The sequence below is a fragment of the Streptomyces sp. NPDC005483 genome, assembly GCF_040606035.1.
In the GTDB taxonomy this organism is placed as follows: domain Bacteria; phylum Actinomycetota; class Actinomycetes; order Streptomycetales; family Streptomycetaceae; genus Streptomyces.
This window is the reverse complement of record NZ_JBEXEA010000015.1, coordinates 75,223-102,219: the sequence shown is the minus strand read 5'-3', so window position 1 is coordinate 102,219 and position 26,997 is coordinate 75,223. Positions and strand designations below refer to the sequence as shown.

The window sequence follows — 26,997 nt, the reverse complement described above, 5'->3', positions numbered from 1 at the left end:
GAATGAGTCTTCATGTGTTCCTGTATGGTGCTGGGGTGTCCACGACTCTCACCCCCGTTCGCTCCCCTGCGCCCGCGCATCCCGCACCGAGTCACCGCACCCGGGCGCTCGCCCTCCCCGAGGCCCGCTGGGCGCTGGCCTCGACCGCCGCGTTCCTGCTCGCTCTCGCGCTGGACCTCGCCGGCCTGCCGTGGTGGGCGTACGGCCCGCTGTACGCGCTCGCCTATGCCACCGGAGGCTGGGAACCGGCCCTCGTAGGGCTCAGGGCGCTGCGCGAGAGGACCCTGGACGTCGACCTGCTGATGATCGTCGCGGCGCTCGGTGCGGCCGCGATCGGCCAGGTCCTGGACGGCGCCCTGCTGATCGTCATCTTCGCCACGTCCGGCGCCCTGGAGGCGCTGGCCACCGCCCGCACCGCCGACTCGGTACGCGGCCTGCTCGACCTCGCGCCCGCGCTGGCGACCCGGGTGACGGAGAACGGCGAGGAGACGGTCCCGACGAGTGAACTCGCCGTGGGAGACGTCCTGTTGATCCGGCCGGGCGAGCGGATCGGCGCCGACGGCCGGGTCCTCGACGGCGCGAGCGAGGCCGACCAGGCCACCATCACCGGCGAACCCCTCCCGGTCGCCAAGGGTCCCGGCGACGAGGTCTTCGCCGGCACCCTCAACGGCACCGGCGCGCTGCGCGTGCGTGTCGAGCGCGACCCCGCCGACTCCGTGATCGCACGCATCGTGACCCTGGTCGAGGAGGCGTCCCGGACCAAGGCGCCGACGCAGCTGTTCATCGAGAAGATCGAACAGCGGTACGCGGTGGGCATCGTGATCGCCACACTCGCCGTGTTCGGTGTGCCGATGCTGTTCGGCGCCGACCTCACGGAAGCGCTGCTGCCTGCGATGACCTTCATGATCGTCGCCTCGCCGTGCGCGGTCGTCCTCGCGACCATGCCGCCCCTGCTGTCCGCCATCGCCAACGCCGGACGACACGGCGTCCTGGTCAAGTCGGCGGTCGCGATGGAGCGGCTGGGCGAGGTGGACGCCGTGGCCCTCGACAAGACGGGGACGCTGACGGAGGGCGCCCCGGAGATCTCGGCCGTACGGCCGCTGCCGGGCTCCGGGCTGACCCCGGACGCCCTTCTCGCGCTGGCCGCGGCGGCCGAGCACCCCAGCGAGCATCCGCTGGGGCGCGCTGTGGTGAGGGCGGCGAAGGAGAGGGGGCTGCGGATCGCGGAGGCGCGGGACTTCGTCGCCGTGCCCGGGCGCGGGGTGACGGCAGTGGTCGAGGGGCGGGTCATCGAGGTCGGGCGGGCGGACCTCGACTTCCCGGACGCCGGCGCGGGCCGCTCCGAGGCCGCCACCGTCGTCCTCGTGACCGGCGACGGTGCTCCCCTCGGCACCCTCGCCCTCACCGACCGCCTCCGCCCGCACGCCCCCGCCGCCACCGCCGCGCTCACCGCCCTGACCGGCACCGCCCCCGTCCTGCTCACCGGCGACAACGCGCGGGCCGCCGCGAGGGTCGCCGAGGCCACCGGCCTGGTGGACGTCCGCGCCGACCTGCTGCCGGAGGGCAAGGTAGACGCCGTACGGGAGCTCCAGGACGCCGGACGCAAGGTGCTGTTCGTCGGGGACGGCGTCAACGACGCACCCGCGCTCGCCGCCGCCCACTCCGGCATCGCCATGGGCCGTGCGGGCGCCGACCTCGCGCTGGAGACGGCGGACGCGGTCGTCGTACGGGACGAGCTCGCGACCGTTCCCGCGGTCGTACGGCTGTCCCGGGCCGCCCGCCGGCTGGTCCTGCAGAACCTGGTGATCGCGGGTACCTTCATCACCGGGCTCGTCCTGTGGGACCTCCTCGGTCACCTCCCGCTGCCGCTCGGCGTCGCCGGGCACGAGGGCTCGACGGTCCTCGTCGGCCTCAACGGGCTGCGGCTGCTGCGCGCGTCCGCGTGGCGGCCGGGCCAGGTCCCGCTCCAGGGCACGCGAGGTTGATGTCGGATTCTCGCCAGCCCGGGTGCCGCAGGTGGCCGATGCTGGACGCATGCAGACGGGGATGTACACCGAGACCGAGCGCTGTGTGCGCGCCGTGCGGTCCAAGGACGCGCGGTTCGACGGATGGTTCTTCACTGCCGTCCTGACGACCCGCATCTACTGCCGGCCGAGCTGTCCGGTCGTTCCGCCCAAGCCCGAGAACATGACCTTCTACCCGAGCGCGGCGGCCTGCCAGCAGGCGGGCTTCCGCGCCTGCAAGCGGTGCCGGCCCGACACCAGCCCGGGCTCACCGGAGTGGAACCAGCGCGCCGATCTCGTGGCCCGCACGATGCGGCTGATCGCCGACGGCGTGGTCGACCGCGAGGGTGTACCCGGCCTCGCCGCCCGCCTCGGCTACAGCACCCGGCAGATCGAACGCCAGCTGCTCGCCGAACTCGGCGCGGGCCCGCTCGCCCTCGCCCGAGCCCAGCGCGCCCAGACGGCGAGGATCCTCATCGAGACGACCGCGCTCCCGATGGCGGACATCGCCTTCGCGGCCGGCTTCTCCGCCATCCGCACCTTCAACGACACCGTGCGCGAGGTCTTCGCGCTCTCACCGAGCGACCTGCGCACCCGCGCCGCGAAGAGGTCCGCGCCGGACGCCCCGGGCTTCCTCTCCCTGCGCCTGCCGTTCCGCGCCCCCCTCAACCCCGACAACCTCTTCGGCCACCTCGCGGCCACCGCCGTGCCGGGGGTGGAGGAGTGGCGGGACGGCGCGTACCGGCGCACGCTGCGGCTGCCGTACGGACACGGCATCGTGGCCCTCACACCACAACCCGACCACATCGCCTGCCGGTTGACGCTCAGCGACCTGCGCGACCTGACCGTCGCCATCAGCCGCTGCCGCCGCATGCTCGACCTGGACGCCGACCCGGTCGCGATCGACGACCAGTTGCGCACGGACCCGCTCCTGGCGCCCCTGGTCGACAAGGCGCCCGGCCGACGTGTCCCGCGCACGGTCGACGAGGCGGAGTTCGCCGTACGGGCCGTGCTGGGCCAGCAGGTCTCCACCGCGGCGGCCCGGACCCACGCCGCTCGCCTGGTCACCGCCCACGGCGAACCCGTCGACGACCCCGAGGGCGGCCTGACGCACCTCTTCCCGTCCCCCGAGGCCCTGGCCGCGGTGGACCCCGCCTCGCTCGCGATGCCCCGCACCCGCCGTACGACCTTCACCACCCTGGTGCACCAACTGGCCGAAGGTTCCCTTCGGTTGGGCGTGGAGAGTGACTGGTCGGAGACCCGGGCCCGCCTCCTCGACCTCCCCGGCTTCGGCCCCTGGACGGTCGACGTGATCGCCATGCGCGCCCTCGGCGATCCGGACGCCTTCCTCCCGACCGACCTCGGAATCCGCCGCGCCGCCCAGGAGTTGGGCCTGCCCTCGACCCCGGCCGCGCTGACGGCCCGTGCGGCCGCCTGGCAGCCCTGGCGGGCCTACGCGGTCCAGTACCTGTGGGCGACCGACAGCCACCCGATCAACTTCCTTCCCGTGTAAGGACGTTCCGTGAAACAGCACACCCTGATCGACAGCCCCTACGGCCCTCTGACCCTCGTCGCCGACGACGGCGTCCTGTGCGGCCTCTACATGACCGACCAGCGCCACCGCCCGCCGGAGGAGACCTTCGGCGAGCCGGACGACGCGTGGTCCAAGGAGGCCGAGGACCAGCTGAAGGCCTACTTCAAGGGCGAGTTGAAGGAGTTCACCCTGGAACTGCGCCTGCACGGAACACCGTTCCAACGCACGGTCTGGGACCAGCTGCGCCGGATCCCGCACGGCGAGACCCGCACCTACGGCGAACTCGCCGACGCCCTCGGCAACCCCAAGGCCTCCCGCGCGGTCGGCCTCGCCAACGGCAAAAACCCCATCGGCATCATCGTCCCCTGCCACCGCGTGGTCGGCGCCGACGGCAGCCTCACGGGCTACGGCGGCGGAGTGGAGCGCAAGCAGCGGCTGCTGGACTTCGAGCGGGGGGCGGCGCTGTTCTAGCGGTCCCTGTCCTAGCGGCCCTGCCTTGCCCGACGGTCATCGCTCACGACCTGCGGGTCAGCGTCCGGTCGGTCAGCGTGGGCGCAATGCCTGGTCGCAGGACGGGTTGAAGGCCCTGGCCGGGCTGCGGCGAGACCGGGTCCTGGAGTCCTGGCACGGACCCGGGGGAGGGCGTCCTGCGGGTACAGGCGCCGGGCGGACGCGCTCCGCGATGAGCAGCCCTTGCTGCTGGTAGTGGCGCACGGCGCGCACTGAGACGTCGGCACTTCGTGCCACCTCTCCGATGCGGATCAACCGCTCGGCTGCGGTCTCTGCGACCGCCATGGTGATTCCTCTCACCCCTGGCCCTGACGACCAGCACTTGCCTCTGACGCCAGCGTCAGGTTTTAGCGTACCGGCCATGGACATCAACAACTCCGTAGCCCTTGTCACCGGAGCCAACCGCGGCCTGGGCCGTGCCTTCGCCCAGCGCCTGCTCGAACGGGGCGCCCGCAAGGTCTACGCGACGGCCCGCCGACCGGAGACCGTGGACCTGCCCGGGGCCGAGGTGCTGCACCTCGACATCGCCGATCCCGCATCCGTGAGGGCTGCCGCCGAGGCCGCCCCGGACGTCTCGCTGCTCATCAACAACGCGGGAATCAGCACGGGAACCGACCTGGTGACCGGGTCACTGGACGCGGTGCGGCACGAGCTGGAGACCAACACGTTCGGCCACCTGGGAATGATCCGGGAGTTCGCGCCGGCGCTCGCCAGGAACGGCGGGGGAGCGATCGTCAACGTCCTCTCCGCCATGTCGTGGTTCGGGGGCAAGGGCGCGGGCGCGTACCACCTGACCAAGGCCGCCGCCTGGGCCATGACCAACGGCGTCCGTCTGGAGCTCGCCGAGCAGGGCACGCTGGTCACAGCGGTACACCTCGGCATGGCCGACACCGACATGGCGGCGGGCTGGCCGGTGGCCAAGATCGCTCCGTCGGACCTGGCCGACGCGGCGCTCGACGGTGTCGAGGCGGGCTCCGCCGAAGTCCTCGCCGACCAGTGGAGTCGGGACGTCAAGTCCCGTCTGCCGCTGACGCCGGAAGAATTCAACGCCGCGATGGATCGCGCACTGGCGGCGCTGATGGCGGCCTGAGGGCCCCTCGGACCGCACGGACTCCGGTCGGCTGCTTCTCCATCGGTGGGCGGGTACCGATGGCTGGTCGACGTTCTCGACGATCAGTGCGGTGCCGTCCACGCCGGGCGCGTCAGCACGCGTCGCCGGCGACAGGACGGTCAGGTGTGGCTCATGCCGCACAACCCGCCCTTCGAGCCGATCCCTGGCGACAATGCCGCCCCCTCGGAAGAGAAAACCCTTGGAGAAGAGCAGGTCGTGCATGCCACGCTGTCTCCTACCGAAGGGGCGTAGCTCAGCTGGCCAGAGCGCCGGTCTCCAAAACCGGATGCCGCAGGTTCGAGTCCTGCCGCCCCTGCCAAGGTGAAGACCCCGGTGAGGGGGCCGTCGACGGGCCCGGCGCGCGGTGCCGACAACCAAGCGCGGTCCATGACCTGCTCTCCGCCCGCCCCGCCGTACTCAAACGTTCAGCAAGGAATCTCTGCGGTCGGCAAACAGCTCTACCCGCATAGACGCTCCCGGTGTTGTCATGCTCGCGACCGCCCGGAATTCCTGCCGGGCACCGCTCCGGGAGAGCCCCCATGCCCCGAATATCCCGCTCGCTGGTCACCGCACTTTCCTCCTTCGCCCTCGCCACCGCCGGCCTCACCGTCGCAGCCGGCACCGCCCACGCGCAGAGCTGCAGCCAGGACTACCTCCCCCTCCCCGACTCCAGCTGCCAGCCCGGCGACTTCAACCCGGACGTCACCCAGTCCACCATCGGCTCCACGATCTGCGTCTCCGGATGGACCGCGACCGTCCGGCCGTCGAGCTCCTACACCACCGCGCTGAAAAAGAAGCAGATCGTCGAGTACGGCTACACGGACACCAGCACCTCGGACTACGAGGAGGACCACTTCGTCCCCCTCGAACTCGGCGGTGCTCCCAAGAGTGCGCTCAACCTCTGGCCCGAGCCGGAGTACGGCACCACGACCGCCGCCAACAAGGACACCGTCGAGAACAAGCTCAAGAAGGCCGTCTGCGCCGGCACCGTCACCCTCGCCGACGCCCAGGACGCGATCGTCACGGACTGGACGACCGCACTGACGAACCTCGGCCTGAACTGATCCCTGGTCCCGTCCGCTCGGCGTGGGCGCCGGTCTGCTCCTCCGGGGTGAGACCGGCCCCTCGCCGAGACGAGACCTCAGTCGTTCCCGGCGCCCAGCCTGCGCAGCAGCTCGGGCAGTGCCGTGCCGATCGGCTCCCGGATCACCTCGTCGGCACGGTCGTCGTACGGGGTCGGCTCGGCGTTGACGATGACGAGCCGGGCGCCGTGGTCGGCGGCGACGCCCGCGAGGTCCGCCGCCGGCTGGACCTGGAGGGTGGTGCCGACGGCGATGAAGACCTGGCACGCCTTGGTGATGGCGACGGCCTCGCCGAGCACGACGGGGTCGAGACGCTCGCCGAACATCACGGTCGCCGACTTGAGGATGCCGCCGCAGTCCAGGCACGGCGGGTCCGCCTCGCCGGCCTCGACCCGGGCGAGCGCGTCCTCCATCGGGCCGCGGGCGTGGCACTTCGTGCAGACCACCTGCCGTGCGGTGCCGTGCAGTTCGAGGACCTTGCGGGCGGGCATCCCGGCGAGCTGGTGCAGCCCGTCCACGTTCTGCGTGATCACCCGCACCGGCACCCCGGACCTCTCCAGCTCGGCCACCGCCACGTGCGCCGCGTTGGGCTCGGCCTTCAGCGTGCGGTTCGCCCGCCGCATCTGCCACGAGCGGCGGCGGATCTCCGGATCGCCCATGTAGTACTCGTACGTCACGAGCTTCTCGGCCTCGGGATCCTTGCGCCACAGGCCGTTCGGGCCGCGGTAGTCGGGGATCCCGGAGTCGGTGGAGATACCGGCGCCGCTGAGGAGGGCGACGAGGGGCTTGGTCATGGCGTCGAGGGTAGGGCGGGTGATCCGGATCAGGCGAACAGATATCCGCCCCGCGCGTCAGCCCACCCGGTGGCCGTTCTCCAGCTCCACCGTGCCCGAGCCGTCCGCCAGTGCGTCCAGTGCGGCCAGGACCCGGCGGCCGAGGGCGCCCGGAAGGTACTCGGTGAGCTCCTCGCGCGGCACGAGCCGCCAGGACAGCAGCTCCTCCTCCTGGAGGCGGATCGCCTTGAAGTCGTCCTCGGCGAGCACCCCGCCGTCGTACAGGTACGCGACCAGCGGCGGGCGGGCCGTCCCGTGTACCCAGTCCACGGCCAGCAGCCGCCCGAGCTCACGGTCCAGGCCGATCTCCTCGGCGGTCTCACGGCGCGCGCCCTGGCGCGGTGTCTCGCCCTCGTCGGACTCGACCGTGCCGCCCGGAAGCGCCCACCCCTCACGGTAGTTGGGCTCGACGAGCAGCACCCGGCCGTCCGCGTCCTGGAAGAGGGCGGCGGCTGCGGCGAGGACACGGGGGAGACCAGCGATGTACGTGGCGAAGTCTTGGGTGGTGGTCATCCTTCGAAGGGTAACCAGACGACGGGGTTCCCCGGGACGGCTGAGCAGTCGGTCACGCCCAGGTCCTCCCGTACTCTCCCCCCGGCATCGTGCCCGCCCAGGCTCGTCGCCTCAGGCCTCCGCTCCCGCCAACCGCATCGTCCGCTCGGCCAGTTCGGTGATGTGCACGCCGTCGAACCCGAAGACCGCACTGCGCACCCGGTCCTCCAACGGCTCCTTCCACTGGTCCGGGATCGCGTCCGCCCCGGTGAGCACCCCGGCCACCGAACCCGCGGTCGCGCCGTTGGAGTCGGTGTCCAGGCCGCCCCGGACGGTGAGCGTGATGGAGCGGGTGAAGTCGCCGTCGCCGTAGAGCAGTCCGGCGGTCAGGACGGCCGCGTTCGGGACGGTGTGGATCCAGCCGAGCCCGGCGGTCTCCTCCGCGACCGTCGTCAGTGTGTCCTCCCAGGTCATCCGGGTGTCGTGCAGGGAGGTCACCCGGCGTACCGTGCGGGCGAGGCGGCTGCTCGCGGGGATCACCGCGAGCGCCTGGTCCACGGCCTGCCGCACGGTGTCGACGGTGAACGCCGCCGAGATCAGGGCCGCCGCCCACATCGCCCCGTACACGCCGTTCCCGGTGTGCGAGAGCACCGCGTCCCGGCGGGCCAGGGCGGCGGCGCGGCGGGGGACGCCGGGGCAGGTCCAGCCGTAGATGTCGGCGCGGATGAGGGCACCGATCCACTCCTGGCAGGGATTGTCGTACGTCGCCGTCAGCGGCGGTTTCAGCCCGTTGGCGAGGTTGCGATAGGCGGCCCGCTCCGCGGTGAACGTCTGCAGATACGGCAGCCTCAGCAGCCACAGGTCACCCACCTGCTCGGTGCTGAAGCCGAAGCCGTGGGTCTCGAGGAGGTCGAGGCCGAGGATGGCGTAGTCGACGTCGTCGTCGCGGCAGCTGCCGTGGATGCGGCCGCGCACGCACTCGCGCCACTCGGGCCGCAGCTCGAGCCCGTCGCTCTCGCCGACGGGCTCGGGAAGGTAGTCGGTCAGGGGAAGCGCGGCGGCCTGCCGCAGATAGCGGTCGATCCGGTCCCGCGTCCACAGGTCGCCCTGCTCGACCGGCTTGCCGAGCATGTTGCCCGCGATCCGGCCGAGCCAGCCCCCATGGATGCGGTCGGCTAGCTCTGGCTCAGTGCCCACAAGGGTCATAGCTCCGGTTTACCCCATTCCGGAGCGCCGCACAGAGGGTTCGCAACGCCTTCTCAGGGTCGGGTCGGTGCATGACGGCGGGGGGCGTCTCCGGTTAAGGTCACAGCGGCGCGACTGGCCTTGACGTGCGCGAGGCCCGGAGAGCAAGGGGAAGACGTGACACAGCGCGTGCTCATCGCCGCGGACAAGTTCAAGGGCTCGCTGACGGCCGTGCAGGTCGCCGAGCGGGTGGAGGCCGGGCTGCGCCGGGTCGTGCCGGGCCTGGAGGTGGAGTCGCTGCCCGTCGCCGACGGCGGGGACGGCACCGTCGCCGCGGCCGTCGCGGCCGGTTTCGAGCGCCGGGAGGTGGCGGTCGCCGGGCCGCTGGGCCAGGAGATCACGGCCGCCTTCGCGGTACGCGGGGAGACCGCGGTCGTGGAGATGGCCGAGGCCAGCGGGCTGCAGCGGCTGCCGACGGGTGTCTTCGCGCCCCTCACGGCGTCGACGTACGGCTCCGGAGAGCTCCTGCGCGCCGCGCTGGACGCCGGCGCCCGCACGATCGTGTTCGGGGTCGGCGGCAGCGCCACCACGGACGGCGGCGCCGGGATGCTCTCCGCGCTCGGCGCCCGCTTCCTGGACGCCGACGGTGAGCCCGTGGCCCCCGGCGGCGGAGGTCTCGCCGACCTGGCCTCGGCCGACCTGTCGGGCCTGGACCCGCGGTTCGCCTCCGTCGAGTTCATCCTGGCCAGCGACGTCGACAACCCCCTGACCGGCCCCAAGGGCGCCCCAGCGGTCTACGGGCCGCAGAAGGGCGCCTCCCCGGACGACGTCGAGGCCCTGGACGCCGCGCTGGCCCACTACGCGAAGGCGCTGGAGGAGGCCGTGGGCGCGAAAGCCGCCGAGCACGCCGCCTCGCCGGGTGCTGGCGCGGCCGGCGGCATCGGCTACGGCGCCCTCCTGCTCGGCGCCGCGTTCCGCCCCGGCATCGAGGTCATGCTCGACGTCCTGGGCTTCGCGCCCGCGCTGGAGTGGGCGGACCTGGTGATCACCGGCGAGGGCTCCCTGGACGAGCAGACCCTGCACGGCAAGGCCCCGGCCGGTGTCGCCGCGGCCGCCCGCGCGAAGGACAAGGAGGTCGTCGCCGTGTGCGGCCGCCTCGCCCTGCCCCCCGAGGCGCTCGGCCGGGCGGGCTTCCGCCGCGTCTACCCGCTCACCGACGCCGAGCCCGACATCCAGAAGTGCATCTCCGAGGCGGGCCCGATCCTGGAGGACGTGGCGGAGCGGATCGGCCGGGACTTCCTGATCTGAACGACCGGTCTCCTGAGAAGCCGAGCCCGACGCCCAGCGCTGAAGAGACGACGAGGGGCCCGAACCGTCATCGGTTCGGGCCCCTCGGGCGTACTGCGGCGGAGCACTACGGCAGCTGAGCCGCCCGCGCCTCGCGCCGGTTGCCGCGGAAGTTGTTCACCCTGCGGGCCGTGGCGAACAGCGGGATCACCGCGCCCGTGACGAGCTGCAGGGCGCAGCCGGTCTGGAGCAGGAGCTGTCCGCTGGGGGCGCCGAAGGCCCACGCCGCGAGCAGACCCATCGCCAGCACGATCCAGGCGAGCATCGCCCCCGCGAGCCGCCCCCGCGGCTTCGGGTACTCCACCCGGCTCACCATCAGCCACGCGGTGCCCAGGATCGCGAGGAGCGTCGCCACGAAGGGCAGCTCCAGCAGCACGATCGCGACCACCGTGAGTGCGCCGAAGGGGGACGGCATGCCCTGGAACATGCCGTTCGCGGGCGTGACACAGGAGAATCTCGCCAGCCTCAGCACCACGGCCAGCAGCACCACCACGGCCCCCACCGCCGCCACCCGCTGCGACGCGTCGTCGGCGACCATGCCGTAGACGAGCACGAAGTACGCCGGCGCGAGGCCGAAGCTGATCAGGTCGGAGAGGTTGTCCAGCTCCGCGCCCATCGGCGAGGAGCGCAGCTTGCGCGCCACCAGGCCGTCGAAGAGGTCGAAGACCGCCGCGCACAGCATCAGGATGACCGCCGTGGCCGCGCTGTTGCGCGCCATGCCGGACTCCTGGCTGTCGGTCAGGTGCGGGATCAGGATGCCGGTGGTGGTGAAGTACACCGCCATGAAGCCGCACGTGGCGTTGCCGAGGGTGAGGGTGTCCGCTATCGAGAGGCGGAGAGAAAGAGGCATCTCCTCCTCGTCGTCGACCTCGTCGGCCCCGGGCACCCAGCCCGCCTGGGTCTCAGGATCAATCACGGTCAATGCGAGTCACCCCAGCCGTCGTCTTCTGGCCGACCTCGACCGCGACCTCCACGCCCTCGGGCAGGTAGATGTCGACGCGCGAGCCGAAGCGGATCAGACCGATGCGGTCACCCTGCTCGACCTTCGTGCCCTGCGGGATGTAGGGGACGATACGGCGGGCCACCGCGCCGGCGATCTGGATCATCTCGATGTCACCGAGTTCGGTGTCGAAGTGCCAGACGACGCGCTCGTTGTTCTCGCTCTCCTTGTTGAAAGCTGGAACGAACCCGCCGGGAATGTGCTCGACCGACGTCACCGTGCCGGAGAGCGGCGCGCGGTTGACGTGGACGTTGAGCGGGCTCATGAAGATCGCGACGCGGGTGCGACCGTCCTTCCACGGCATGATGCTCTGCACCACTCCGTCGGCGGGCGAGATGACCCGGCCCGGGGCGATCTCGCGCTCGGGGTCGCGGAAGAACCACAGCATGCCCGCCGCCAGCGCGGTGGCGGGCACGGCGACGGCCTTGGCGGCGCCGGACTTGCGTGCGCGTACCAGGCTCAGTGCTGCGGTGGCGACGGTCGGGAGGAGCCACGGCGATGCTCCGCGCGCGAGGCGTACGCCTGCCAGGCTGTCGCGATGTGCAGAGGTTTGGCTGTGGGGCATGGATGACCTTCGTAGCGGATGATGCCGCGCACTTGACGGGGGACGGCGGCTTTCCGGGATCGTACCGGTCGCGGGCCACAACTGGGCAAGCCAGGAAGCCGAGTCGGCGTCTGAACCGACTTGACGGGGTGTGATCTTCTTCTCCAAGAAAACACCCCGTATCCGGACATCTAGCCCTGGAACCGATACTCTTCGAGCAGCCTGCGACCGATGATCATTTTCTGGATCTCGGCGGTACCTTCACCGATCAGCAGCATCGGAGCCTCACGGTAGAGGCGCTCGATCTCGTACTCCTTGGAGAAGCCGTAGCCGCCGTGGATCCGGAAGGCGTCTTCCACGACCTCTTTGCAGTATTCGGAGGCGAGGTACTTCGCCATCCCTGCCTCAAGGTCGTTTCGCTCCCCGGAGTCCTTTTTGCGTGCCGCGTTGACCATCATCGCATGCGCGGCCTCGACCTTGGTAGCCATCTCGGCCAGCTTGAACTGAATCGCCTGGTGCTGGGCGATCGCCTTGCCGAAGGTGTGGCGCTGCTGGGCGTACTGGACGCCCAGCTCGAAGGCACGCTGAGCGACACCGCATCCACGTGCCGCCACATTGACGCGGCCCACTTCCACGCCGTCCATCATTTGGTAAAAACCTCGGCCGGTGACCCCGCCGAGCACGCGATCGGCCGGAAGTCGCAGGCCATCCATGATCAGCTCGGTGGTGTCGACACCCTTGTAGCCCATCTTGTCGATCTTCCCGGGGATGGTGAGGCCGGGACGGACCTCGCCGAAGCCGGGCTCCTTCTCGATCAGGAAGGTCGTCATCGACTTGTGGGGCGCGGTGCCCTCAGGGTGTCCTTCGTCACTTCGGACGAGAACGGCGACCAAAGTTGACGTTCCGCCGTTCGTCAGCCACATCTTCTGGCCGTTCAGGACGTACTCGTCGCCGTCCTTGACCGCCTTCGACGTGATGGCCGACACGTCGGAACCCAGACCCGGCTCCGACATCGAGAAGGCGCCTCGGACGTCGCCGGCCGCCATCCGCGGCAGGAAGTGATCCTTCTGCTCCTGCGTGCCGTGCTGCTTGAGCATGTACGCCACGATGAAGTGGGTGTTGATGATGCCGGACACCGACATCCAGCCGCGGGCGATCTCCTCCACGCACAGCGCGTAGGTCAGGAGCGACTCGCCCAGACCGCCGTACTCCTCGGGGATCATCAGACCGAACAGGCCCAGTTCCTTGAGCCCGTCGACGATCTGCTGCGGGTACTCGTCGCGGTGCTCCAGCTCGGTCGCGACCGGGATGATCTCCTTGTCCACGAAGTCCCGGACGGTGGACAGGATTTCCTGCTGGACGTCCGTGAGGCCGTGGGTCTGGGCGAGGCGTGCCATGGGGTCAGCCCTCCTGAAGTTCCGGGCGGCTGGGCTGCTCGCCGCCGCGCACCTTGATGTAGGTCTCGGTGGGCACCATGACCTTGCGGCGGAACACGCAGACCAGCGTGCCGTCCTGCTTGTAGCCCTTGGTCTCGACGTACACGATCCCGCGGTCGTTCTTCGACTTGGAGGGCCACTTGTCGAGCACGGTCGTCTGGCCGTAGATCGTGTCACCGTGGAAGGTCGGCGCCACGTGCTTGAGCGACTCGATCTCCAGGTTGGCGATCGCCTTGCCGGAGACGTCCGGCACGGACATGCCGAGCAGCAGGGAGTAGATGTAGTTCCCGACCACGACGTTCTTGCCGAAGTCCGTCGTCTTCTCGGCGTAGTTGACGTCCATGTGGAGCGGGTGGTGGTTCATGGTGAGGAGACAGAAGAGGTGGTCGTCGTACTCCGTGACCGTCTTCCCGGGCCAGTGCTTGTAGACCGCCCCGACCTCGAACTCCTCGTAGGTGCGTCCGAACTGCATGCTCAAGCCTCCGGGATCTCGAACTTGGAGGTGCGCTGCATACCGGCCGCGCGTCCCTTGCCGGAGATGACCAGTGCCATCTTGCGGCTGGCCTCGTCGATCATCTCGTCGCCGAGCATCGCCGAGCCCTTCTTGCCGCCCGCCTCGGACGTGTAGTAGTCGTACGCGTCCAGGATCAGCTCGGCGTGATCGTAGTCCTCCTGGGAGGGCGAGAAGATCTCGTTGGACGCCTCGACCTGGCCCGGGTGCAGCACCCACTTGCCGTCGAAACCGAGGGCCGCGGCGCGCTGGGCGACCTCGCGGTAGCCGTCGATGTTGCGGATCTGCAGGTAGGGGCCGTCGATCGCCTGGAGGTTGTTGGCGCGGGCGGCCATCAGGATCTTCATCAGGATGTAGTGGTAGGCGTCCGCCGGGTAGCCGGGCGGCTGCTCGCCCACGACCAGCGACTTCATGTTGATCGACGCCATGAAGTCGGCCGGGCCGAAGATGATCGTCTCGACGCGCTGGGACGCGGTCGCGATCTCGTTGACGTTGTTGAGGCCCTGCGCGTTCTCGATCTGCGCCTCGATGCCGATCTTGCCGACCTCGAAGCCCATCGTCTTCTCGATCTGGGTCAGCAGGAGGTCGAGGGCGACGATCTGCTCGGCCGTCTGCACCTTCGGCAGCATGATGCAGTCGAGGTTCTGGCCGGCCCCCTCGACGACGGTGACGACATCGCGGTACGTCCACTCGGTCGTCCAGTCGTTGACCCGCACGACCCTCGTCTTGCCGGTCCAGTCACCCTCGTTGAGGAACTTGACGATGGTGTGCCGCGCCTCGGGCTTGGCGAGCGGGGCGCACGCGTCCTCCAGGTCGAGGAAGACCTGGTCGGCGGGGAGGCCCTGCGCCTTCTCCAGGAAGCGGGGGTTGCTCCCGGGGACCGCGAGGCAGGAGCGTCGCGGACGCAGACGGTTGACGGGCGTGGTCATGCGGGGACCTCCAGGGGGTCGAGCTTGTTCGCTTTCCGGATCTCGTCGACGATGCGGCCGATGATTCCGGTGATGTCGAAGTCCTTCGGGGTGAAGACCGCGGCCACGCCGGCAGCCCTGAGCTGTTCGGCGTCTCCATTGGGGATGATCCCACCGGCGATGACAGGTACATCTGTGGCGCCTGCCACATGGAGCCTCTCCAGGACGTCCGGAACCAGCTGGGCGTGCGAGCCGGACAGGATGGACAGGCCGACCGCGTGCACGTCCTCGGCGAGCGCCGCGTCCACGATCTGCTCCGGAGTGAGCCGGATGCCCTGGTAGACCACCTCGAAGCCCGCGTCACGCGCGCGCACCGCGATCTGCTCGGCCCCGTTGGAGTGCCCGTCCAGGCCAGGCTTGCCGACCAGGAAGCGCAGCTTGCCCACGCCGAGGTCCTTGGCGGTCACCTCGACCCGGCGGCGGACGTCGGCCATCGCCGAGCCCTCCTCCGCGGGCACCGCGACCGGCGCCGACGAGACGCCCGTGGGCGCCCGGAACTCCCCGAACACCTCCCGCAGGGCCCCCGCCCACTCCCCGGTCGTGACGCCCGCGCGGGCGCACTCCAGGGTGGCCTCCATGAGGTTGTCCGTGCCCTTGGCGGCCTCCTTCAGCTTCTCCAGCGCCTTGCAGGGGCGCGGGTGGTTGAAGGGCGGCTGGTAGCGGGTGTCGCGCCAGTGCTGGAGCGAGGCGATGACCCGGGCCTCGACGGCCGGATCGACTGTCTGGATGGCTGTGTCGAGATCCGCGGTCAGGGGATTGGGCTCGGTCGTGTTGAAGATGTTGACGCCGACGATCTTCTCTTGACCGGACTCGATACGAGCCCGCCGCTCGGCGTGCGAGGAGACCAGCTGCGACTTCAGGTAGCCCGACTCGACGGCGGCCATCGCGCCGCCCATCTCCTGGATCCGGTCGATCTCCGCGAGGGACTCCTCGACGAGCCCCGCGACCTTCGCCTCGACGACGTGCGAGCCCTCGAAGATGTCCGCGTACTCCAGCAGGTCGCTCTCGTAGGCCAGCACCTGCTGCATCCGCAGCGACCACTGCTGGTCCCAGGGCCGGGGGAGCCCCAGGGCCTCGTTCCAGGCCGGCAGCTGCACGGCACGCGCGCGTGCGTCCTTGGAGAGGGTCACGGCCAGCATCTCGAGCACGATCCGCTGGATGTTGTTCTCCGGCTGCGCCTCGGTCAGCCCGAGGGAGTTGACCTGGACGCCGTACCGGAACCGGCGGTGCTTGGGGTTCTCGATGCCGTAGCGCTCGCGCGTGACCCGGTCCCAGATGCGGCCGAAGGCGCGCATCTTGCACATCTCCTCGACGAACCGGACGCCCGCGTTCACGAAGAAGGAGATCCGGCCGACGACATCGCCCATGCGCTCCTGAGGCACCTGGCCCGAGTCCCGGACGGCGTCCAGGACCGCGATCGCCGTCGACATCGCGTACGAGATCTCCTGGACCGGCGTGGCGCCCGCCTCCTGCAGGTGGTAGCTGCAGATGTTGATCGGGTTCCACTTCGGGATGTGGGAGACCGTGTACGCGATCATGTCGGTCGTCAGACGGAGGCTCGGCCCCGGCGGGAAGACGTGCGTCCCGCGGGACAGGTACTCCTTGACGATGTCGTTCTGGGTCGTGCCCTGGAGCTGGGTGATGTCCGCACCCTGCTCCTCGGCGACGACCTGGTAGAGCGCCAGCAGCCACATGGCGGTGGCGTTGATCGTCATCGAGGTGTTCATCTGCTCCAGGGGGATGTCCTGGAACAGCCGGCGCATGTCACCGAGGTGCGCGATCGGCACGCCGACCCGGCCCACCTCGCCGCGGGCGAGGATGTGGTCGGAGTCGTAGCCGGTCTGCGTCGGCAGGTCGAACGCCACCGACAGACCGGTCTGGCCCTTGGCGAGGTTGCGCCGGTACAGCTCGTTGGACGCCTCGGCCGTGGAGTGACCGGCGTACGTGCGCATGAGCCACGGCCGGTCCTTCTCCCGCTTGCCCTCGGCGGGCTGACGCTCAGTCATTCAGCGCTCCTCAGATGTTCCGGAAGCGGTTGATGGCGTCGATGTGCAGGCCACGCTTCTCCTCGTCGCGCACGCCCAGGCCCTCCTCGGGGGACAGGCACAGCACGCCCACCTTGCCCTGGTGCAGGTTGCGGTGCACGTCGTAGGCGGCCTGGCCGGTCTCCTCCAGGGAGTAGACCTTCGACAGGGTCGGGTGGATCTTGCCCTTCGCGATGAGCCGGTTGGCCTCCCAGGCCTCGCGGTAGTTGGCGAAGTGCGAGCCGATGATCCGCTTCAGCGACATCCACAGGTAGCGGTTGTCGTATTCGTGCATGTAGCCCGAGGTCGAGGCACAGGTGGTGATGGTGCCGCCCTTGCGGGTGACGAAGACACTCGCGCCGAAGGTCTCGCGGCCGGGGTGCTCGAAGACGATGTCGATGTCCTCGCCGCCGGTGAGCTCGCGGATGCGCTTGCCGAAGCGCTTCCACTCCTTGGGGTCCTGGGTGGTCTCGTCCTTCCAGAACTTGTAGTCCTCGGCGTTGCGGTCGATGATCGCCTCGGCGCCCATCGCCCGGCAGATGTCCGCCTTCTGCGGCGAGGAGACGACACAGATCGGGTTGGCGCCACCGGCCAGCGCGAACTGTGTCGCGTAACTGCCGAGTCCGCCGCTCGCGCCCCAGATCAGGACGTTGTCGCCCTGCTTCATGCCGGCGCCGTTGCGGGAGACGAGCTGCCGGTAGGCGGTGGAGTTGACGAGGCCGGGAGCGGCCGCCTCCTCCCACGACAGGTGGTCGGGCTTGGGCATCAGCTGGTTGGACTTGACGAGCGCGATCTCGGCGAGGCCGCCGAAGTTGGTCTCGAAGCCCCAGATGCGCTGCTCGGGGTCGAGCATGGTGTCGTTGTGGCCGTCGGAGGATTCCATCTCGACGGACAGGCAGTGCGCGACGACCTCGTCGCCGGGCTTCCAGGCGTTGACGCCGGGGCCGGTGCGCAGGACGACGCCCGCGAGGTCGGAGCCGATGATGTGGTACGGCAGGTCGTGCCGCTTGGCCAGCTCGTTGGTGCGGCCGTAGCGCTCCAGGAACCCGAAGGTCGACAGCGGCTCGAAGATCGAGGTCCACACCGAGTTGTAGTTGACACTCGATGCCATGACGGCGACCAGGGCCTCGCCCGGGCCGAGTTCGGGCAGCGGCACGTCGTCGAGGTGGATCGACTTGCGCGGGTCCTTGTCGCGGGTCTCAAGGCCCGCGAACATCTCCGTCTCGTCCTTGTGCACGGTGATGGCGCGGTACGACTCGGGGAGCGGCATGGCGGCGAAGTCGGCCGGCGTCGAGTCCGGCGACTGGATCGCGTCCAGGATGTCCTTCACGGTCACGGTGTTGCCTCCGGCGAATGGCGTCTTGAGGGGAGACGCTGAGGGTTACGTCGGTGCCGTCGGTTCGGCGGTCATGCTTGTTCGGCAGCGCTTTGTGGCGCGGGAGGTTGCCTGTGACGCAGGCGTCCGGGCGGGCAGGTCGATGACTTGCTGGGACAGCCGGCGTACGTATGGTCTCTGCACGCCGGCCGCCCGGACTTCCTTCAACGTAAGACACCGCGTGCCACCGTGCAAGGCACTGAGTGCCAGAGATTGCTCTCAGATGAAATCTTTACGTAACAAATGAGCGATGATCGATCAAAGCTACCGGTGAGTAGGTCGTTCGTCCTGTTTGTGTCAATCCGGCCCTGCCGTGAAGTCACGGAACAGGAACTCCGCGTTGTCGCCCCGGATGCCGACTGCGCCGGGCTTGTACAGGCCTCCCGGCGAGGCGTCGGTCACGCCCAGCACCCGGTGGCCCGCGAGCTCCAGCGTGATGCGTACCCGGCGGTCCGGGAGGTCGGTGGCGGTGGCCACGGCCTCGGTCCACGCGTCCGGCGGGAAGGCGGCCGACGTCGTGGCGAGGGTCACATACGTGCCGCCGTTGACCGGGCCACCGGGCGTCTTGCGCTTCACCACGACCTGCCCGTCGCGCCGGACCGCGCTGACCGCGTAGCACTCCTGCTCGCTGTGCAACCGCAGCCACAGATGGACACCGTCGTACGGCTGTGCCGGGGTCCGCGCTGTCGTCACCAGGCCGGTCAGACGCAGCCGCAGAAAGACGCGGGTGTCACCGAAGTCCCGGCGCCGCGAGGCCGGCCGGAACACCGCCGAGTCCGTGGCCCGGGCGGACTCGGTGTCGGGACGGTCGCCGTCGGGATGCCCCGACCAGCCCGCGCCGCCGAGCCCGAACAGCGAGCCGCTGGTCATGGTCCAGTCGGGGGAGTGGTGCGCGCCGGGGGCGTCGGGGTGCCAGTACGCGAACTCGACGGAGGAGCTGGATCATCCTTGGCGAAGAGTTCGAAGAGAAACATTTCTTCGAACGCGAAAAAGGGCCGGTACCGGGGTTTTCCCGGTACCGGCCCTTGACATGTACGTCAGGAATGCTCCTTGAGCGCCTGCTCGATGGTGCGCATGACCTCGTCCAGCGGGGCGTCGGTGCGGGCGAGCGCGACCAGGACCTCGCCCTGGGTGGAGACCGTCGCGGCGGACGGTGGCTGGGCGGTCGTGGTGCGGCCCGCCCCGATCCCCGTCCCGAAGGTCTTCTGCACGATCGCGAAGGCGTGGTCCAGCTGCGCCTCGACGTCCCCCTGCCCACCGGCCCGGAGCCACCGCCGCAGCACGTGGTTGTGCGCGGTGACCACGGCCGACGCCGCCACCTCCGCCAGCAGCGGATCGTCGTTCGCGTCGTCGTCGTGCGCGTGCTCGTCGAAGTGCCCGAGCAGATACCGCGTGAACAGCCGCTCGTAGCGGGCCACCGAGGCGATCTCCGCCTCCCGCAGCGTCGGCACCTCGCGCGTCAGCTTGTAGCGGGCGACCGAGATCTCCGGCCGGGCCGCGTACATCTTCATGACTTCCTTGATGCCGCGGCACACCGTGTCGAGCGGGTGCTCGTGCGCGGGGGCCGCGTTCAGCACCGCCTCCGCCCGGACCAGGGTGTCGTCGTGGTCGGGGAAGATCGCCTCTTCCTTGGAGCGGAAGTGACGGAAGAAGGTGCGGCGGGCGACACCGGCCGCGGCCGCGATCTCGTCGACGGTCGTCGCCTCGTACCCCTTGGTGGAGAACAACTCCATCGCGGCGGCGGCCAGTTCTCGGCGCATCTTGAGCCGCTGGGCGGCCGCGCGACTGCCTGCGGCGCTCTCCGGCACGTCGGACGTGGCTGGTGTACGGGACGACTTGGCGGGCTGGGGCATGACCCGAACGTACTGCATGTGCGCAGGTTGGTGCGCGTGTCCGGGGTTTGTCCCGCCCGGGACCGGCGGGGAGCCGCCGGGTCTCGTCGGCGGGGGAGGACCGCCCGGATCGAGCAGTCCGCCCCAGTCCTCGCCGCCTGCGAACCAGTCCCCGACGTGCTCAGCGGCGGGCATATTCGCGGAAGCCACGGCCGGTCTTGCGGCCGAGGCAGCCCGCGGCCACCAGATGCTCCAGGAGCGGGGCCGGAGCCAGGCCCGGGTCGCGGAACTCGCGGTGCAGGACCTTCTCGATCGCGAGCGAGACGTCCAGGCCGACGACGTCCAGGAGCTCGAAGGGGCCCATCGGGTAGCCGCCGCCCAGCTTCATCGCCGCGTCGATGTCGTCGAGGGACGCGTAGTGCTCCTGGACCATCTTGATCGCGTTGTTGAGGTAGGGGAAGAGCAGGGCGTTCACGATGAATCCCGCCCGGTCCCCGCAGTCCACCGCGTGCTTCTTGATCCTCACGCAGACCTCGCGGACCGTCGCGTGGACGTCCTCGGCCGTGAGCACCGTACGGACGACCTCGACCAGCTTCATCGCCGGCGCCGGGTTGAAGAAGTGCATGCCGATCACGTCCTGCGGACGCGAGGTGGCACGCGCGCAGGCGACGACGGGCAGCGAGGAGGTCGTGGTGGCCAGGACCGCACCCGGCTTGCAGACCTTGTCCAGTGCCTGGAACAGCTGCTGCTTGATCTCCAGGTCCTCGGCGACGGCCTCGACGGCCAGGTCGACATCCGCGAACGCCTCGTACGAGCCCGCCGCGGTGATCCGGTCCAGGGTCTGCGCGGCCGCCTCGGCAGTCATACGGCCCTTGTCGACAGAGCGCGAAAGCGACTTGCCGATACGGGACTTCGCCGTCTGCGCCTTCTCCTCGCTGCGGGCGGCGAGCACGACCTCGTACCCCGCCTTGGCGAAGACCTCCGCGATACCGGACGCCATGGTCCCGGAGCCCGCGACACCGACGGAGCGGATCTCGCGGCCCGTGAGCTGCGCGGAGTTCTCCAAGGGCGTCAGCGCGTCCCGCACGACCGTCGCGCTGCCCGGAGCCTCGTACGTGTAGAAGCCGCGTCCCGACTTACGGCCGGTCAGACCCGCCTCGCTGAGCTGCTTGAGGATCGGGGCGGGGGCGTGCAGCCGGTCGCGGGACTCGGCGTACATGGCCTCCAGGACGGTGCGCGCGGTGTCGACGCCGATCAGGTCGAGCAGGGCGAGGGGGCCCATGGGCAGACCGCAGCCGAGCCGCATCGCCGCGTCGATGTCCTCGCGGGAGGCGTACTTCGCCTCGTACATCGCGGCCGCCTGGTTGAGGTAGCCGAACAGCAGCCCGTCGGCGACGAAGCCGGGCCGGTCGCCGACCGCGACCGGCTCCTTGCCCAGGTCGAGGGCGAGGTTGGTGACCGCGGCGACGGCCGTCGGCGCGGTGAGCACCGAGGAGACGACCTCGACCAGCTTCATGGCGGGCGCCGGGTTGAAGAAGTGCAGGCCCAGCACCCGCTCCGGGCGGGCCGAGTCGGCGGCCAGGCGGGTCACCGACAGGGCGTTGGTGCCGGTCGCGAGGATCGTCTCGGGCCGCACGATCCCGTCGAGCTCCCGGAAGATCTGGTGCTTGATCTCGTACGACTCCGGAGCCACCTCGATGACGAGGTCGGCGTCGGCCGCCGCGCGCAGGTCGGTGGAGGTGCGGACGCGGGCCAGGAGGCCGGCGCGCTCCTGCTCGGTGAGCCGGCCGCGCTCCACGGCACGGGCGGTCGCGGTCTCCAGGGCGGCGACGGCCTTGGCGGCCTGCGCCTCGCTGATGTCGATGCCGACGACCTCGCGGCCGGCCCGGGCGAGGACCTCGGCGATACCGGTGCCCATGGTGCCGAGGCCGACGACGGCGATCGTTTTGAGCGGGGACAGAGAGGGGTCGGACAGGGGAGTGGCCATCGCGGAACTCCAGGAATGAGGGTGACGACTGGGAGCGCGACCCGGTACGCCGAGAGGCGCACCGGGTGCGTGAGGAGCTGCTGAGTGCGGGTGTTGCCGGGCTGCGAGCGCACACGCCCGGGCCGTCGTCGCGGGCCTTGCACAGGCCCGGAGAACGGTGGATCCGACCGGCCCTGTCCCAGGCCGGGTCGTACTGGTGGTACCCGAGGTACCGAACCGACTGCTCTCGCGGCGGCTGCGTCACCAGGCCACCGCAAGGAGTTCCACGAGTGGGTAACTCGCTCGTCTGAGCTTAACCGGTGGGTAACGAGCGCGCCAGCCCCCGGATTTGTGATGTACGTCCCGCGCCCCCGGCGAGCCCCCTAACCTCGGGTTCATGGACGAAGAGTTGCGATCACTCACGGAGCGCTTACGGCAGGAGTCGGGAGCGTCGGCCGCCTTCGACCGTCTGGTGGCGACCGAGGACCCGGACGAGCTGGCCGGGGTCCTCACCGAGCCCGGACAACCGTTGTGGGCCCGGGAGCTGGCCGCGTTCCGGCTGGGCCTCGCCGGGGACCGCCGGGCCTTCGAGTCGCTCGTCCTGCTGCTCAACCACCGCGATCCGCCGCGCTGCGCCGCCGCCGCGTACGCCCTCGCCCGGCTCGACGACCCGCGCACGGCCCGCGCGGCCGCGGCCCTCGCCACCAACGAACTGCGGGTCGCCTACGCCCTGCACCCGGTCCGGCTCCTGGCCGAACTGCGCGCCCCCGAGTCCGTCCCCGCCCTCATCACCACCCTGGAACGCCGACTGCGCCCGCACGACCCCTACCGCCGCGTGGCGCTCGCCTGCGTGGAGGGCCTCGGCACCCTGGAGGATGCCCGCGCCAGACCCGTACTGAAGGAGGCCCTCGCGCATCCTTCGCTGGCGGAGGCGGCGGTGCATGCGCTGGCGCGGATTCCGAGGCAGCGGTGAGGGGGCGGCCGGGGAGGTGTTGAGGGCTGGGTGCGAGGGGGCGGTGTCGGACGGCGTGCTGCCGAGTGGCGGGTGCTTGGCGCTGAGGCGTTCATCGACGGTGCTGGTGGCGGTCGTGGCTTCCAGGTGCGGAGAGGTGAGAGCGCGGTCGGTGGGTGGTGGCGAGGAGGGACAGCGACGCGGAGCCCGGCGCCCACCGGGCCGACCACGGCCGGGTGGTCGCCGGTCGGGTAGTCGATGCAGGGCGTGAAGTCGGCGCTCTCGTACACCTCGACCGACTGGCCGCGGGAGCGCAGGCATCCCGCGATTCGCGACTACCCGGGCCGTGGGCCGGGGCCCGCCCGCCGCTCGGCGTCCTGCCGCCCGTCCCCACCGCGCCGGCGGAAGACCTTCAGGCGTTGAGCGGCCGTACGTACCGCACCTCCGGCACCGGGACGCCGTCCGCCTCGAAGGGCTCCTCGGTGCCGTCGGCCTCGAAGCCCGCCCGCTCGTAGAACCGGCGGGCCCGGGTGTTGTCCCTCAGGACCCACAGGTACATCCGGTCGTGGCCCAGGGCGGTGCGGTTCCGCAGTGCCTCGAGCAGCAGAGCGTGTCCGATGCCGGTGCCGTAGCGCCGCGGGTCCACGTACACGGCGTACAACTCGGCGTCGGCGGTGCGGACTTCGCCGTCCCGGTAGGGGCCGTGACAGGCCCATCCCACGACCTCGCCGTCCCGCTCGGCCACGAGGTTCACCACACTGCCGTCCGCCTGTCCGAAGCGGCCGCGGTGCCGCTCGGCGTCCCGCGCCACGCTCATCGCGTCGAGGTACGACTGCGCAATCAGGCCCTTGTAGGCGCTCTGCCAGCCGCGGACGCGGATCTCGGCCACACAGTCGCAGTCGGCGAGGGCCATAGGGCGGATGAGGAGGCGGTCGTCGTCCATGGCCGCACCCTAGGCACCGTCCCCCCGCTCAGACCTCCGAATTATCCGCCGGTCACCGCGAACGCCTCGATCTCCATCAGGAACTCCGGCCGCACCAGCGCCGCCACCTGCACGGCGGAGGCCGCCGGCAGCCGGTCGTCGGGTATGTGCTCGGCGCGGGCCGCGCGGATCGCCGGCATGTGGGCCATGTCCGTGACGAAGTAGGTGAGTTTGACGACCTCGTCGAAGGTCGCTCCGGCGGCGGCCAGGCAGCGGTGGAGGTTCTCGAAGACCTGGCGGGCCTGGGCGGTGGCGTCGCCGTCCCCGACGAGCTTGCCGTCCTCGTCCAGGGCGACCTGGCCCGAGACCGCGACGAAACGGCCGCGGCCCAGCACCACGTGGGAGTACTGGGCCGCGGGGGCGACCCCCTCGGGGGCGGGAATCCTGGTCAATTCGCTCATGCGTCCATGGTGGACCACGGCACTGACAACGCCCGTCCCCGACGGAGCGTCAGGCGCTCAGCCGCGGGTGCCGAGCAGCCCGTGCAGCGTCGCGCCGCGCGAGGACGCCGACGCCGCCTTGGAGGCCAGCGGTTTCGGATCGGGCAGTGCCTTGCACACCGCGTCGGCCTCGCCGCCGCCCCTCGGCACCCTGCCGTCGGTCAGATATGCGGTCAGGTACTTGTCCAGGCACTTGTTCCCGCTCAGCGTGATGCCGTGGTTCCCGCCGCCCTGCTCGACGACGAGACTGGAGTCCGCCAGCAGCCGGTGGACCGTGACGCCGCCCTGGTAGGGGGTGGCCGCGTCGTTCGTCGCCTGGAAGAGCAGCGCCGGTGCCAGATTGCCGTTGGCGATGTTCACCGGGCTCAGCGACCTCGTGGGCCAGAACACGCACGGTGCGTTGTACCAGGCGTTGTTCCAGGTCATGAACGGCGCCTTCTCGTACACGTCCCAGTTGTCCTTCTGCCACTGGCGCCAGTCGCGCGGCCAGGAGGCGTCGCGGCACTGCACCGAGGTGTAGACGCTGTAGCCGTTGTCGCCGGACGCGTCCACGGCGCCGAAGTGCTCGTACGCCTCGACCAGCGGGTCGGCGTTCTTGTCGTTCACGTACGCCGCGAACGCCTCGGCCAGGTAGGGCCAGTAGCCGTTGTAGTAGCCGCCCGGGATGAAGGTGTCCTCCAGCTCCGAGGCGCCGACCTTGCCGCCCGCGGGCTTCTTGGCGAGGGCCGCCCGCATGGCGTACCACCGGGCCTCGATCTTCTCCGGGTCGGTGCCGAGCTTGTACGTCGAGGCGTACTTGGCGATCCAGGCCATCAGCGCCCGGTGCCGGTCGTTGAAGGCGTGGTCCTGGGTGAGATTGTCGTCGTACCAGACGCCGGTCGGGTCCACGATCGAGTCCAGGACCAGGCGGCGCACCTGGTGCGGGAAGAGCTTCGCGTAGACCGCGCCCAGATAGGTGCCGTACGAGTAACCGAAGTAGTTGATCCTCCTGGCGCCGAGGGCCTGACGGATCGAGTCCATGTCCTGCACGGCGCTGATGGTGTCGATGTACGGCAGCACGCTCGCGTACTTGCGGCCGCAGGCTGCGGCGAAGGACCTGGCGCGCTTGAGGTTGGCCCTCTCGATCGCGGGTGTGCTCGGCACGGAGTCCGGGCGTACCGGCTTGAAGTGGCCCGGCTCGCAGTCGAGGGCGGGTTTGCTCGCGCCCACTCCGCGCGGGTCGAAGCCGATGACGTCGTACTGCGCCGCGACGGCCTTGGGTAGCCCGGAGGCGATGAACCCGGCGAACGTCAGGCCGCTGCCGCCGGGACCCCCGGGGTTGACCAGCAGCGGGCCCTGGTACTTCTTCGCCGTGTGCGGGACACGGGACAGCGCGAGGGTGATCTGCCGCCCGCGCGGGTTCGCGTGATCGAGCGGCACCTTGAGGGACGCGCACTGAAGCGTGGGGTGGTCGGTGGTGCCGCACTTCTTCCAGGTGGGTTTCGCGGCTGGAGCGGTCTGCGTGGGGTGCGTGGTCTGCGAGGCACTGGCGTCGGCGGGCACGGCGGTGAAGGTGCCCGCCACGACGACCGCGGCACCGCACAGCACGGCTGCGCGCTTTCTCATGGGGTCCTCCCCGGACGGAGGGTGGTGGACCGTGAGGGTCACGGCCCACGCCGCATCGTCCCGGAAAGTACGCCCGGAAGAACGTGTTATGACGATAGTTGACCCGATTAGTCAGTCCGAAGCGCTCGAATGCGCTCAGATCAGTGTGAGTTGGGTCGGTTCGGACGCCGTCTCGACCTCGGGCTCCGGCTCCCGGATCCGCCGGGGCATCCCCGCGCCCGCGGGACCGATGCCGTACTCCTGGGCCAGCTCATGTACCTGACGGGTGATCCGGCGCTGGTACCACTTCGGGGCGTAGGCGCCGTCCGCATAGAGCCGCTCGTAACGGCGTACCAGATACGGGTGCTCCCGGTTCAGCCAGGCCATGAACCATTCGCGGGCGCCCGGCCGCAGATGCAGCACCAGCGGGGTGACCGACGTGGCGCCCGAGGCGGCGATCGCGCGCACGGTGGCCCGCAGCTGCGCGGGCCGGTCGCTCAAGAACGGGATCACCGGCGCCATCAGCACCCCGCACCCGATGCCGTGCTCGCCCAGGGTCCGTACGACGTCCAGGCGCCGCTCCGGAGCGGGGGTGCCCGGCTCCACCGTGCGCCACAGGTCCGGGTCGGTGAAGCCGACCGAGACCGAGACGCCGATGTCCGTCACCGAGGAGGCCTGCCGGAGCAGGTCGAGGTCGCGCAGGATCAGCGTGCCCTTCGTCAGGATCGAGAAGGGGTTCGCGTGATCGCGCAGGGCGGCGAGGATGCCCGGCATCAGGCGGTAGCGGCCCTCCGCGCGCTGGTAGCAGTCGACGTTGGTGCCCATCGCTATGTGGTCGCCGGTCCAGCGGCGTGAGCCCAGCTGGCGGCGCAGCAACTCGGGGGCGTTCACCTTGACCACGATCTGCGAGTCGAAGCCGAGACCGGTGTCCAGGTCGAGATAGCTGTGGGTCTTGCGGGCGAAGCAGTACACGCACGCGTGGGAGCAGCCCCGGTAGGGGTTGACCGTCCACTCGAAGGGCATGCGGGAGGCGCCCGGCACCCGGTTGATGATCGAGCGGGCCCGGATCTCGTGGAACGTGATCCCGGCGAACTCGGGCGTGTCGAAGGTACGGCTGACCACCGCGTCGGCGCCGAAGAGGGCGGCGTCGGCCCGTCCGTGTTCCGCGGACTCGGTGAGGTTCTCCCAGCGCATGAGGCCTCCTCGGTAGCACTGCCCCTTGAGTGAAACACTTGTTCGATTTTCTGCGCAACCCCGATTTGGGCGCCCGTGGGCGGGGGTGGTTG

Annotated in this window: 24 protein-coding genes, 1 tRNA gene and 2 pseudogenes; 8 read left to right on the top strand and 19 right to left on the bottom strand. The window is 70.4% G+C overall.

Translation table 11 applies throughout. The features are described 5' to 3' along the window. Positions 1-2: 2 nt before the first annotated feature. The 3 genes from ABZT06_RS27605 to ABZT06_RS27595 all read left to right on the top strand — a co-directional run bounded on the left by ABZT06_RS27605 (position 3) and on the right by ABZT06_RS27595 (position 4,008). Positions 3-1,985: a heavy metal translocating P-type ATPase gene (locus tag ABZT06_RS27605; protein ID WP_355746305.1), complete on the top strand. Its 1,983-nt coding sequence runs from the start codon at positions 3-5 to the stop codon at positions 1,983-1,985. A gap of 61 nt (positions 1,986-2,046) precedes the next feature. Then, positions 2,047-3,516, top strand: a complete 1,470-nt coding sequence (locus ABZT06_RS27600) for an AlkA N-terminal domain-containing protein (protein ID WP_355746690.1) — start codon at positions 2,047-2,049, stop codon at positions 3,514-3,516. Between the two features lie 9 nt (positions 3,517-3,525). Beyond that, positions 3,526-4,008 carry a methylated-DNA--[protein]-cysteine S-methyltransferase gene (locus ABZT06_RS27595; RefSeq protein ID WP_355746302.1) on the top strand — a complete coding sequence of 161 codons (483 nt, stop codon included), beginning with the start codon at positions 3,526-3,528 and terminating at the stop codon, positions 4,006-4,008. A 155-nt stretch (positions 4,009-4,163) separates the two neighbouring features. On the opposite strand, the pseudogene ABZT06_RS27590 reads toward ABZT06_RS27595, so the two are convergent. Next, a pseudogene (locus ABZT06_RS27590) lies at positions 4,164-4,332 on the bottom strand (MerR family DNA-binding transcriptional regulator); the annotation flags it as partial. A 76-nt stretch (positions 4,333-4,408) separates the two neighbouring features. Here ABZT06_RS27590 and ABZT06_RS27585 point away from each other — a divergent pair. From ABZT06_RS27585 to ABZT06_RS27575, 3 genes are all read left to right on the top strand, one after another. Continuing rightward, positions 4,409-5,137: an SDR family oxidoreductase gene (locus tag ABZT06_RS27585; RefSeq protein ID WP_355746299.1), complete on the top strand. Its 729-nt coding sequence runs from the start codon at positions 4,409-4,411 to the stop codon at positions 5,135-5,137. A 263-nt stretch (positions 5,138-5,400) separates the two neighbouring features. After that, a tRNA-Trp gene (locus ABZT06_RS27580) sits at positions 5,401-5,477 on the top strand. 220 nt (positions 5,478-5,697) lie between these two features. Beyond that, entirely contained in the window at positions 5,698-6,222 is a 525-nt protein-coding gene (locus ABZT06_RS27575; protein WP_355746297.1) for a hypothetical protein, read from the top strand. Between the two features lie 77 nt (positions 6,223-6,299). Here ABZT06_RS27575 and ABZT06_RS27570 read toward each other — a convergent pair whose 3' ends face one another. The 3 genes from ABZT06_RS27570 to ABZT06_RS27560 all read right to left on the bottom strand — a co-directional run bounded on the left by ABZT06_RS27570 (position 6,300) and on the right by ABZT06_RS27560 (position 8,771). After that, positions 6,300-7,034 carry a Sir2 family NAD-dependent protein deacetylase gene (locus tag ABZT06_RS27570; RefSeq protein WP_355746294.1) on the bottom strand — a complete coding sequence of 245 codons (735 nt, stop codon included), beginning with the start codon at positions 7,032-7,034 and terminating at the stop codon, positions 6,300-6,302. Positions 7,035-7,091: 57 nt separating this feature from the next. After that, complete coding sequence (locus ABZT06_RS27565) at positions 7,092-7,586, bottom strand: NUDIX hydrolase (RefSeq protein ID WP_355746291.1); 495 nt, start codon at positions 7,584-7,586, stop codon at positions 7,092-7,094. 111 nt (positions 7,587-7,697) lie between these two features. Further along, positions 7,698-8,771 carry an ADP-ribosylglycohydrolase family protein gene (locus tag ABZT06_RS27560; protein ID WP_355746287.1) on the bottom strand — a complete coding sequence of 358 codons (1,074 nt, stop codon included), beginning with the start codon at positions 8,769-8,771 and terminating at the stop codon, positions 7,698-7,700. Positions 8,772-8,939: 168 nt separating this feature from the next. Here ABZT06_RS27560 and ABZT06_RS27555 point away from each other — a divergent pair, with 168 nt between their 5' ends. After that, the gene (locus ABZT06_RS27555; protein WP_355746687.1) at positions 8,940-10,058 is read left to right on the top strand and encodes a glycerate kinase; all 1,119 of its coding nucleotides are present in this window, start codon (positions 8,940-8,942) and stop codon (positions 10,056-10,058) included. 106 nt (positions 10,059-10,164) lie between these two features. On the opposite strand, the gene pssA is transcribed toward ABZT06_RS27555, so the two are convergent. The 10 genes from pssA to ABZT06_RS27505 form a co-directional block, all read right to left on the bottom strand. Next, entirely contained in the window at positions 10,165-10,983 is an 819-nt protein-coding gene (pssA, locus tag ABZT06_RS27550; RefSeq protein WP_355746684.1) for a CDP-diacylglycerol--serine O-phosphatidyltransferase, read from the bottom strand. A 22-nt stretch (positions 10,984-11,005) separates the two neighbouring features. Then, a complete protein-coding gene (locus ABZT06_RS27545; RefSeq protein WP_355746681.1) occupies positions 11,006-11,662 on the bottom strand; it encodes a phosphatidylserine decarboxylase in 657 nt (218 codons plus the stop codon). A gap of 170 nt (positions 11,663-11,832) precedes the next feature. Further along, positions 11,833-13,038 (bottom strand): acyl-CoA dehydrogenase family protein, encoded by a 1,206-nt coding sequence (locus ABZT06_RS27540; RefSeq protein ID WP_355746285.1) that lies wholly within the window; start codon positions 13,036-13,038, stop codon positions 11,833-11,835. A 4-nt stretch (positions 13,039-13,042) separates the two neighbouring features. Beyond that, entirely contained in the window at positions 13,043-13,549 is a 507-nt protein-coding gene (locus ABZT06_RS27535; RefSeq protein ID WP_355746282.1) for a MaoC family dehydratase, read from the bottom strand. Positions 13,550-13,551: 2 nt separating this feature from the next. Next, a complete protein-coding gene (locus ABZT06_RS27530) occupies positions 13,552-14,517 on the bottom strand; it encodes a CoA ester lyase (RefSeq protein WP_007385825.1) in 966 nt (321 codons plus the stop codon). Next, the gene (locus ABZT06_RS27525; protein ID WP_355746278.1) at positions 14,514-16,562 is read right to left on the bottom strand and encodes a protein meaA; all 2,049 of its coding nucleotides are present in this window, start codon (positions 16,560-16,562) and stop codon (positions 14,514-14,516) included. The genes ABZT06_RS27530 and ABZT06_RS27525 overlap by 4 nt, the downstream gene beginning before the upstream one ends. 10 nt (positions 16,563-16,572) lie before the next feature. Next, complete coding sequence (ccrA, locus tag ABZT06_RS27520) at positions 16,573-17,910, bottom strand: crotonyl-CoA carboxylase/reductase (protein WP_355746678.1); 1,338 nt, start codon at positions 17,908-17,910, stop codon at positions 16,573-16,575. A 342-nt stretch (positions 17,911-18,252) separates the two neighbouring features. Beyond that, entirely contained in the window at positions 18,253-18,825 is a 573-nt protein-coding gene (locus ABZT06_RS27515; protein ID WP_355746276.1) for a hypothetical protein, read from the bottom strand. Between the two features lie 167 nt (positions 18,826-18,992). Next, a complete protein-coding gene (locus tag ABZT06_RS27510) occupies positions 18,993-19,826 on the bottom strand; it encodes a TetR family transcriptional regulator (RefSeq protein WP_355746273.1) in 834 nt (277 codons plus the stop codon). A 142-nt stretch (positions 19,827-19,968) separates the two neighbouring features. After that, complete coding sequence (locus tag ABZT06_RS27505) at positions 19,969-21,774, bottom strand: 3-hydroxybutyryl-CoA dehydrogenase (RefSeq protein ID WP_355746270.1); 1,806 nt, start codon at positions 21,772-21,774, stop codon at positions 19,969-19,971. 376 nt (positions 21,775-22,150) lie between these two features. On the opposite strand from ABZT06_RS27505, the gene ABZT06_RS27500 reads away from it, so the two are divergent. After that, positions 22,151-22,726 carry an adenylosuccinate lyase gene (locus ABZT06_RS27500; protein ID WP_355746267.1) on the top strand — a complete coding sequence of 192 codons (576 nt, stop codon included), beginning with the start codon at positions 22,151-22,153 and terminating at the stop codon, positions 22,724-22,726. A 161-nt stretch (positions 22,727-22,887) separates the two neighbouring features. Here the strand turns inward: ABZT06_RS27500 and ABZT06_RS27495 are convergent. The 5 genes and pseudogenes from ABZT06_RS27495 to ABZT06_RS27475 form a co-directional block, all read right to left on the bottom strand. Then, positions 22,888-23,040, bottom strand: a pseudogene (locus tag ABZT06_RS27495) (LysR family transcriptional regulator); the annotation flags it as partial. A gap of 77 nt (positions 23,041-23,117) precedes the next feature. After that, positions 23,118-23,648 (bottom strand): GNAT family N-acetyltransferase, encoded by a 531-nt coding sequence (locus ABZT06_RS27490; protein ID WP_355746265.1) that lies wholly within the window; start codon positions 23,646-23,648, stop codon positions 23,118-23,120. Between the two features lie 41 nt (positions 23,649-23,689). Beyond that, positions 23,690-24,088, bottom strand: a complete 399-nt coding sequence (locus tag ABZT06_RS27485) for a RidA family protein (RefSeq protein ID WP_355746262.1) — start codon at positions 24,086-24,088, stop codon at positions 23,690-23,692. A gap of 57 nt (positions 24,089-24,145) precedes the next feature. Then, complete coding sequence (locus ABZT06_RS27480; RefSeq protein ID WP_355746259.1) at positions 24,146-25,732, bottom strand: alpha/beta hydrolase; 1,587 nt, start codon at positions 25,730-25,732, stop codon at positions 24,146-24,148. 135 nt (positions 25,733-25,867) lie between these two features. Continuing rightward, positions 25,868-26,905 (bottom strand): Rv2578c family radical SAM protein, encoded by a 1,038-nt coding sequence (locus tag ABZT06_RS27475; protein WP_355746257.1) that lies wholly within the window; start codon positions 26,903-26,905, stop codon positions 25,868-25,870. Positions 26,906-26,997: the final 92 nt, after the last annotated feature.

Coding starts and splice junctions, on each gene's coding strand:
- ABZT06_RS27600 (WP_355746690.1), top strand. CDS start 2,047: ATGTACACCGAGACCGAGCGCTGTGTGCGCGCCGTGCGGTCCAAGGAC.
- ABZT06_RS27525 (WP_355746278.1), bottom strand. CDS start 16,562: ATGACTGAGCGTCAGCCCGCCGAGGGCAAGCGGGAGAAGGACCGGCCG.
- ABZT06_RS27545 (WP_355746681.1), bottom strand. CDS start 11,662: ATGCCCCACAGCCAAACCTCTGCACATCGCGACAGCCTGGCAGGCGTA.
- ABZT06_RS27565 (WP_355746291.1), bottom strand. CDS start 7,586: ATGACCACCACCCAAGACTTCGCCACGTACATCGCTGGTCTCCCCCGT.
- ABZT06_RS27480 (WP_355746259.1), bottom strand. CDS start 25,732: ATGAGAAAGCGCGCAGCCGTGCTGTGCGGTGCCGCGGTCGTCGTGGCG.
- ABZT06_RS27575 (WP_355746297.1), top strand. CDS start 5,698: ATGCCCCGAATATCCCGCTCGCTGGTCACCGCACTTTCCTCCTTCGCC.
- ABZT06_RS27605 (WP_355746305.1), top strand. CDS start 3: ATGAGTCTTCATGTGTTCCTGTATGGTGCTGGGGTGTCCACGACTCTC.
- ABZT06_RS27510 (WP_355746273.1), bottom strand. CDS start 19,826: ATGCAGTACGTTCGGGTCATGCCCCAGCCCGCCAAGTCGTCCCGTACA.
- ABZT06_RS27585 (WP_355746299.1), top strand. CDS start 4,409: ATGGACATCAACAACTCCGTAGCCCTTGTCACCGGAGCCAACCGCGGC.
- ABZT06_RS27560 (WP_355746287.1), bottom strand. CDS start 8,771: ATGACCCTTGTGGGCACTGAGCCAGAGCTAGCCGACCGCATCCATGGG.
- ABZT06_RS27505 (WP_355746270.1), bottom strand. CDS start 21,774: ATGGCCACTCCCCTGTCCGACCCCTCTCTGTCCCCGCTCAAAACGATC.
- ABZT06_RS27485 (WP_355746262.1), bottom strand. CDS start 24,088: ATGAGCGAATTGACCAGGATTCCCGCCCCCGAGGGGGTCGCCCCCGCG.
- ABZT06_RS27500 (WP_355746267.1), top strand. CDS start 22,151: ATGGACGAAGAGTTGCGATCACTCACGGAGCGCTTACGGCAGGAGTCG.
- ABZT06_RS27475 (WP_355746257.1), bottom strand. CDS start 26,905: ATGCGCTGGGAGAACCTCACCGAGTCCGCGGAACACGGACGGGCCGAC.
- ABZT06_RS27490 (WP_355746265.1), bottom strand. CDS start 23,648: ATGGACGACGACCGCCTCCTCATCCGCCCTATGGCCCTCGCCGACTGC.
- ABZT06_RS27515 (WP_355746276.1), bottom strand. CDS start 18,825: ATGACCAGCGGCTCGCTGTTCGGGCTCGGCGGCGCGGGCTGGTCGGGG.
- ABZT06_RS27530 (WP_007385825.1), bottom strand. CDS start 14,517: ATGACCACGCCCGTCAACCGTCTGCGTCCGCGACGCTCCTGCCTCGCG.
- ABZT06_RS27535 (WP_355746282.1), bottom strand. CDS start 13,549: ATGCAGTTCGGACGCACCTACGAGGAGTTCGAGGTCGGGGCGGTCTAC.
- ABZT06_RS27540 (WP_355746285.1), bottom strand. CDS start 13,038: ATGGCACGCCTCGCCCAGACCCACGGCCTCACGGACGTCCAGCAGGAA.
- ABZT06_RS27570 (WP_355746294.1), bottom strand. CDS start 7,034: ATGACCAAGCCCCTCGTCGCCCTCCTCAGCGGCGCCGGTATCTCCACC.